The 7503-nt window shown below is 36.7% G+C and carries 9 protein-coding genes; 5 read left to right on the top strand and 4 right to left on the bottom strand.

The genetic code is table 11. The annotated features are described in order from the left end of the window. Together ADIARSV_RS21850 and ADIARSV_RS08100 are read left to right on the top strand one after the other, a co-directional pair. A partial coding sequence (locus ADIARSV_RS21850; protein ID WP_160166648.1) for a hypothetical protein occupies positions 1-2205 on the top strand: 2205 nt, incomplete at its 5' end. Then, on the top strand, positions 2141-3619 hold the full coding sequence (locus tag ADIARSV_RS08100) for a DUF5723 family protein (RefSeq protein WP_160166647.1): 1479 nt from the start codon (positions 2141-2143) through the stop codon (positions 3617-3619). The genes ADIARSV_RS21850 and ADIARSV_RS08100, both read left to right, overlap by 65 nt. Here the strand turns inward: ADIARSV_RS08100 and tsaB are convergent. The 4 genes from tsaB to rpmH all read right to left on the bottom strand — a co-directional run bounded on the left by tsaB (position 3616) and on the right by rpmH (position 5179). After that, positions 3616-4302 carry a tRNA (adenosine(37)-N6)-threonylcarbamoyltransferase complex dimerization subunit type 1 TsaB gene (gene tsaB, locus ADIARSV_RS08095; RefSeq protein WP_016194972.1) on the bottom strand — a complete coding sequence of 229 codons (687 nt, stop codon included), beginning with the start codon at positions 4300-4302 and terminating at the stop codon, positions 3616-3618. The two genes, ADIARSV_RS08100 and tsaB, sit on opposite strands and share 4 nt — an antisense overlap. Before the next feature lie 32 nt (positions 4303-4334). Further along, entirely contained in the window at positions 4335-4580 is a 246-nt protein-coding gene (gene yidD, locus ADIARSV_RS08090) for a membrane protein insertion efficiency factor YidD (RefSeq protein ID WP_016194971.1), read from the bottom strand. Continuing rightward, on the bottom strand, positions 4561-4953 hold the full coding sequence (locus ADIARSV_RS08085) for a ribonuclease P protein component (protein ID WP_016194970.1): 393 nt from the start codon (positions 4951-4953) through the stop codon (positions 4561-4563). Before ADIARSV_RS08085 ends, yidD begins: the two co-directional genes overlap by 20 nt. A gap of 67 nt (positions 4954-5020) precedes the next feature. Further along, positions 5021-5179: a 50S ribosomal protein L34 gene (gene rpmH, locus ADIARSV_RS21040; protein ID WP_083256999.1), complete on the bottom strand. Its 159-nt coding sequence runs from the start codon at positions 5177-5179 to the stop codon at positions 5021-5023. 522 nt (positions 5180-5701) lie between these two features. Here rpmH and ADIARSV_RS08080 point away from each other — a divergent pair. The 3 genes from ADIARSV_RS08080 to ADIARSV_RS08070 all read left to right on the top strand — a co-directional run. Further along, the gene (locus tag ADIARSV_RS08080; RefSeq protein WP_016194969.1) at positions 5702-6286 is read left to right on the top strand and encodes an NADH-quinone oxidoreductase subunit A; all 585 of its coding nucleotides are present in this window, start codon (positions 5702-5704) and stop codon (positions 6284-6286) included. Beyond that, positions 6283-6768: an NADH-quinone oxidoreductase subunit B gene (locus ADIARSV_RS08075; protein WP_016194968.1), complete on the top strand. Its 486-nt coding sequence runs from the start codon at positions 6283-6285 to the stop codon at positions 6766-6768. The genes ADIARSV_RS08080 and ADIARSV_RS08075 overlap by 4 nt, the downstream gene beginning before the upstream one ends. 86 nt (positions 6769-6854) lie before the next feature. Further along, positions 6855-7503, top strand: a 649-nt coding sequence (locus ADIARSV_RS08070) for an ATP-grasp domain-containing protein (RefSeq protein ID WP_040299504.1), incomplete at its 3' end; no start/stop codon positions are given.

Here is a 7503-nt window from a genome sequence, read left to right as displayed (position 1 = left end):
TTGATGCCTCAGAGCGATACCTATAAGCTGGAATTTAAGAATCTGCAACGTCCGTTCTACCTTCACTTTTTTAAAGGAGCAGTGCTCGGAAGTTACTCCAGAGAATTATTGAATAAGGCTGCTGACAGCAAATCAGGCAAGATTTCATCCGAATTTGTTTCCCTGATTAATAAAGAAATAGCCAAAACGCAAAGTACTCCCATCAATCTATTTGTAAATAAGGGCAACTTGTCGTCGTTTGTATTGTCCTTTATGAAAGGAAAAGCAACAGGAAATACCCTTTTACTAAAGGGGCTAAGCGGGTATTCGGCTCTTGGCATGAACTTTAAAAGTGATGCACTGATGTTTAACGGCAATAGCATCCCCGATACCACAGGTGTAAATTATTTAAATACCTTTTTAAATCAGCGACCGATAAAGAACCAATTAAAGGCTTTTCTTCCGGTCAATACAGCTAATTTTATCACTTTCGGCATATCAAATTTCAAGCTATTTCATCAGGATTTAACTCATTATTTTATAAAGAAGGGGGAGCTGGAAAAACTGCAAAACCAATTTCAAGCCTTACATGCAGACAAGGGGCTTGATTTAGATCTTGATCTACTTCCTCAATTTGGGAATGAATTCATGGTTTTTGAAACGGCCCAACAAGAAAAGGTAGGTATTATTAAACTCATCAATGGAACAGCGGTTGATGCGTCCTTACAAGCGATATCAAGTAAAAGCTCCACATTCATCAGCCAAATGAATGTTTCGAACATGTTCTATTATTGCCTGGGAGAGCCAATGAGGGCTTTTCAGAGGCCGTATTTTCGAGTAATTGATAACATTTTGATAATCGCAAATTCTCAGGGGGCTATAACCCGATACATGGGAAATTATGGTGCAGGTAGTTTCATAGCAAAATCGAAAGAGTTTAAAGACCATGATCAGCTCGTAGCAACAAAAAGTAATATTTCCTTTTTTGCTGAAACCAAAAACTCTTCGCGAGTGATTGGTTCCAGATTAAAGAATCGATATGCTGCACTTTTTAAGGATGAAGAAGGTTTGAATAACTTCTATGGCCTTTCCATACAATGGAGTTCGGCAGGCAGCTATTTTCAAACTAATATATATGCCAATTACAATACGCTAGCAAAAAAGGCTTTCAAAAAGGTTTGGTCGTTTAAAATGAATGCCCGCATTGCTTCGGCACCGGTGGTGTTCAATGATGGGGACCGGAAAATTATTATGGTTCAGGATAACGTATATAATCTGTATGCGCTTTCGGATGAGGGAAAGAAAATTTGGGCTACACAGCTTCCTGGAACAATACGTGGGGGACTTTATCAGTTAAATGATGAATCTATTATCTTTAATACAGAAGACAAAATATATAGGATCCATCCTGACGGTACTGCTGTGGAAGGCTATCCGGTTACTCTTCCACAAAAAACGGTATATGGCTTAACGCTAACAGGAACTGACCCGGCTCAGTCTCATTTATTCATTTCTGCTCAGAACAAAATATTAGCCTATACTTTAGAAGGGAAAGAGATGGAAGGCTGGAACAAAAATATGCCTTCGAAACTGTGTGCAGCTCCTCTTTATGTAGAAATAGGGAAATTACATTATATCATTGCGGGCACTCAAACCGGAGAATTCTTCTTTTTTAATGCTATAAATGGTTCCTTAATTCATCATGCCGAAGAAAATACGGTTGTCACTGAATTTAAAAGCAATCTTTTTGCTGTTTTATCTGAGAGTGCTGATGACTCCTGGATTGTGACTACGGATACTGCTGGTGTATTGCATGAAATACCTTTTAATGGTGCGATAACACGTACAAGTGTTGGCGTGTGGGATGAAAATCATACATTTAGTTATAAAAACATAACAGGTGATAGTAATCCTGAGTATATTTACCTAGACAATAATAGCCTATCTGTGTTAAATAAGGACAATACGACTGTTTTTAGTTACGACTTCGAAAATCCTTCTAAAAACAATCTACAGTTTTTCTCTGTAGATCAAGGAACCTGGAATATTGCTGTGTCTTCTTACCAAAAAAATGAATTATACTTATTTGACAATGAAGGCAATCTTTCTAAAGGTTTTCCGGTTAAAGGCACGGGAGAGTTCTATATGGGTACGATCAGAAATGATGGATTACGCTACCTCATCTCTGGAAGTAATGATGGGTACTTGTATGCTTATAAACTGTAAAACAGCACGATGCATCCTTCTATTAACCTTAGCATTTGCTTGGGCTCAGCCTGTTGCTGCACAACAGTTTTCGTTATATGGAACGGGAACATTATGGGATTCATTTGAAAATCCTTCTCAAAAGGCTTTTGAACTTGATATTAGCAGGCAGTTTGCATCCAACTTTTTATTCCTAAACAGTGGTGCTAATGCAAATTTTTCGGGTCCTGGTAAAGCCGCAGTAAAAAATAGTATTCTTTATGAAAACGGCTTATCGTACACGCCACTTGACGTAGATTCGCGGCAGTTTAACAGATTTAATGTTAGTACAAATAACTATTTACTCATGTTTCGCCTTCTTAAAACGGTTAAATATCAACGTGAACTGGGTTTCTCCTGGCAAACAAGAGCTGAAACGCAAGGAATACTTCATAATCAAGCCTTGATTATTTTTAAAACCAGAACAGATTCAAGCTTAAATGGGGTTATGCAATACTTGGACAGGAAGGGTAAGGATCAACTGTCGACAACAGATATTGAAGCTCAATCGTACCATCAGATCGGTTTTACATACAAGGAACAGTATAACAAGAGGTTCAGCTATGGCGTGAAATTGAGTTATCTGAGTGGAATTGCTCAAAACTCCCTAAAGGTTTCATCCGCAGAATTAATTCCTGGAACTAACACATTCAATGTTGATGGAGATTTAAAGAGCAGCTATAATTACCATGATATTGATCGGGGTTATATAACGCCTGGATTTAAAAATCCGGGAATGTCTTTATCCCTTAGCGGAAATTTTAAGCTTAAAAACGGGGTATATGTGTTGACAAATCTGAAAGATATAGGATTTATAAGATGGAGTAAAAATTCATATAGAAACAACGAAAGTATTGATATCAATCCCCTTGGAGATTCGAATGATCAACTAGATTATATACAGAATTCATTAGTTAAACAACACTATACCACGTTAATTAACGGAAAGGCTGAAGCCTTAGTTAATAAAGAAATAGGTTTCTTTAAACCATCGTTATTGATTTCTAAAAGCCTTTTTAATCATAGCGGTGATATCGTTTTAATAAATTCTTATAATTATAAAGCTCTGAATTTAAGTGTTTCTGGAGCTTATAATTTGAATGAATATTATCAGTTTGGAGCACAGGTGATGTTAAAATCACCAAATGTTGAGTTTTTTATTGGATCAGATAACATTTTACAATCTTATACTTCTACGGTGTTACTAACTCAGAATGAAGAGTCCAGAAAGGAGAATTTCAATGAAGGTATTGCAGGTGCAGCGGCCTATATCGGCTTTGCGTTAAAATTTGGGAGGATAGTTAGTCATCCTCAAAATGAGAACTATATCCCAGGTATCAACCACAGGATGCCAGGAACTGGGATCTTGCATAAGCTATTTGGGAACAGGGATTAAACAGCTTTAGGAGTTGTAGCGACAAAATCTTTTAAATAATAGGGCTCAAAATAGGCTAGATCTTCAAATTGATGTGCGCTAAATTTGGTATAAGCCTGTACATTATGATCAACTGAGGAATTAGTAAAATCAGTAATGAAGATTGCATTAGGGTGATTTCCTATTGAAGCGATGCACTTTTCTGCACCATCTCCAAAGAAAACGACTTTATGTTTTTCTAGAATAGCAGAGAACGACATTTCATCTATAATATTTGCGGCTATAGGACTAATCGGAACTAATTCGGCATTGTATATGGCAGAATACACCTCCATTCTTCTGGCATCGATCATTGGACAATATAAACAGTCTCCAACACCTGAATTGACTTTCGGGCTAGCTGCCATGGCTTGTAATGTATCAATAGCAATTAATGGAACACCTAATCCATAACAAAGTCCTTTTGCCGTAGAAACGCCTATACGTAAGCCTGTATAGGATCCGGGACCCATACTTACAGCAACCGCATCAAGGTCTATTAATTTCCTGTTTGCCATTTTTATGACATCTTCAATAAATAAAGTGATACGGGAAGCGTGAATATTCCGTTCAACTGCCTCTTTAAATGAAAGAGTTTGTCCGTTTTCTGAAAGAGCTACAGAGCAGGAGATGGTTGAAGTTTCGATTTGAAGAATTAAAGCCATTTTAATAAGATAAATTAGGACAATAATAAACGTTAAGGAACGGGGTCATGACCATGACTTCCCCATGGATGGCATTTAGATATTCGTTTTAGCATTAGCCAACCACCTTTAAAGGGGCCATGCTTTTTAATTGCCTCCACGGCATACTGCGAACAGGTTGGTGTAAACCTACAGGAGGCGCCTGAAAGCGGTGATATAAAGTACTGGTAAAACCGTATTATCAGGAGAAATATACGTCCAATAACCCATAAAACTGCATCAATTAATTTCCTCACCATATACCTTATTCAATTGCTTTAAAACCAATAAAAGCTTTTTTTCAATTACACTGTAATCGGCAATTTCGTTGCCTATATAATGTAAAGAAAGCATGATCTGTTGATTTTTTTTGCTTAGAAAAGAATATAAAGAAAAATCTTTATGCAATCTGTACGCTTCACGGACTCTTCGCTTTAGCAAATTACGATCAGCAGCTCGCTTAAATTTGCGTTTGGGAACGGCAACGAGTACCTGAACAGGATAGCTGGAAGGCAGTAATTCGAGTAAATGAACAACTCGAAACGGGTAAACTAAAAAAGAAGAACCGCTTGTAAAAAGCTTTTTTAAAAGCCTTTTATTACATAACCGTTCTTCTTTTTTAAATGTGTACATTATATTGATTGCGCTAGCCTAAATGCAGATATTCTGCAGATCCGCAGGGAAATAGCTACGATCAATACTATGCTTTATGACTACGTTCGTCTGATACTGTCAATCTCTTTCTACCTTTGGCTCTTCTTGAAGCTAATATTCTTCTACCATTGGCAGTACTCATACGCTCTCTGAATCCGTGCTTATTTCTTCTTTTCCTTTGGGAAGGCTGGAATGTTCTTTTCATGACTTATATAAAATGTGTCTCTATTCTTACAAAGAGCGCAAATATAGGGAGATTTTTATTATTGTCAAATTTTGTATTAATAATATGTGTTTTTATTGAATTCTTTTATTGATTTAGATCGGGTAAATATCATTTGAATCTTAAAACTATCTTTTTAGTAGCTAATTGCAATATATATCTGCTCTTGATCTTTATGTTGGATTTACTCAGCAATTGCTATGTAATTTTCTGTAAAGTCTAATACACAATTTCTTTTTTAATTGATCATCATTATGTCTTTTGTCTATTTTAATAAGGGCATTTCTGTGAACTTGATTTTTTATTCACGTATTACTTTTCAAAAAAAGTTTACCTGATGATTCAATCAATGCAATTTATCTATAATTTAGTGTATTCAAGTCAGCAAAATTCCTTTTATAGTGCTCATCCTTTGCCTTTTAATAAATATTATAGGAGCATTTATGTGGACTTGATTTTTTAGCAGCCTGTGTATTTATGTAATTATTATGTAGTTTTGAGAACATGGAAGAGGTATCACAATTAACCGAATTTGGAAAAGTATTTATTATCCTACTAACAGGTCTCTTACTCGTGTCTGTTACAATATTGCTTTCTAATTTTCTTGCTCCCTTCAAACCAAACCCAACTAAACTAAGCTCTTATGAATGTGGCGAAGAGCCCACAGGTAATGCGTGGATTCAGGTAAACACCCGTTTTTATGTTATAGCGCTGGTATTTTTATTGTTTGAAGTAGAGATGATATTCATTTTTCCATGGTCGACTGTTTTTGGTCAAAAGGAGCTAATTCTGGCGGACCATGCATGGGGCTGGCTTACTTTAATTGAAATGTTTATTTTTGTAGGTGTTCTTTTACTTGGTTTGGTGTATGTGTGGATGCGTAAAGATTTGAACTGGATTAAACCCAACCCTATTTTAACTGTGATTGATACTGGTATTCCAATGAGTGCTTATGATAGGATTAATTCAGAAATATATAAGGTAAAAGCATTTTCAATGGATTCTCCTCCTTTAATGGCTGAAAAAGAAATTACACAACCTACTGTAAAGCCGGCATTTAAGCCTGCTTTTAAAAGAACACAGAAATGAGTCTTGATAAAATGTCCCAGGATGGAGGAATTATGGTTACAAAGCTGGACGATTTATTGAATTGGGCCAGACTCTCTTCGTTATGGCCTGTAAGTTTCGGTATAGCTTGTTGTGCAATTGAGATGATGGGTGCTTATTCTGCCAATTTTGATCTGGATAGGCTTGGTGTTTTCCCTCGTCCAACTCCCCGCCAATCTGATGTGATCATCATCGCAGGTACGGTCACCTTTAAAATGGCTGAGCGTATCCGTAGACTATATGAACAAATGCCTGAACCCAGATATGTTATTTCAATGGGCTCCTGTTCAAATTGCGGAGGGCCTTATTGGCAATATGGCTACCATGTGGTGAAAGGAGTTGACAGAATTATACCAGTTGATATATACGTTCAGGGATGCCCCCCCCGACCTGAAGCTCTAATTGGAGGAATCATAGAATTGCAAAAAAAAATACGGGGAGAGAGTCTTTTGACTTCCAGCTAGTTAATATTCAAGGTTACATACTAAATCCTAATCGGGTAGTGGACTTAAATTAGTTTTTTTCGCAGATTTAAACTAAACTTGCAACAATGAAAGCATTTTATGGTGATTTGCGTGTAGGAATTCTTGGAGGTGGCCAACTTGGCCGTATGCTGATTCAGGAAGCTATAAACTACAATGTCAACATCCGAGTTCTAGACCCTGACCCTGATGCATCTTGCAAGCACTTGTGTAATAAATTCGTCGTTGGTTCCTTAACCGATTATGAGACTGTGTATGAATTTGGAAAAAACACAGATCTGTTAACTATTGAAATCGAAAAAGTAAACGTAGATGCCCTTCAAAAGTTAGAAGAAGAAGGAGTATTGGTTTATCCAGAGCCGCGTGTAATCCGCCTTATTCAGGATAAGGGGCTCCAAAAAGAATTTTTCAAACAACATGATATCCCTTCTGCACCATTTCAGCTCATCACATCTAAAGAATTTCTAAAGACTGCTGTAATCCCATTTCCTTATATTCAAAAGCTAAGGAGAGATGGTTATGATGGAAAAGGAGTGCGAAAAATCAATAATGAAGCGGATTTTAAACATGCTTTTAATGAGCCTAGTATCATTGAAGAATGGATAGATTTTGATCGCGAAATTGCTGTTATTGTTGCCCGTAATAATGACGGAGAAACAAAAGCATATCCATGTGTTGAGATGGAATTTAACACTGAAGCCAACCTGGTAGAGTTTC

It is taken from the genome of Arcticibacter svalbardensis MN12-7 (genome assembly GCF_000403135.1).
Lineage (GTDB): Bacteria > Bacteroidota > Bacteroidia > Sphingobacteriales > Sphingobacteriaceae > Arcticibacter > Arcticibacter svalbardensis.
Note: the sequence above shows the minus strand (reverse complement) of the source record. Positions and strands in the feature narration are given on the sequence as shown.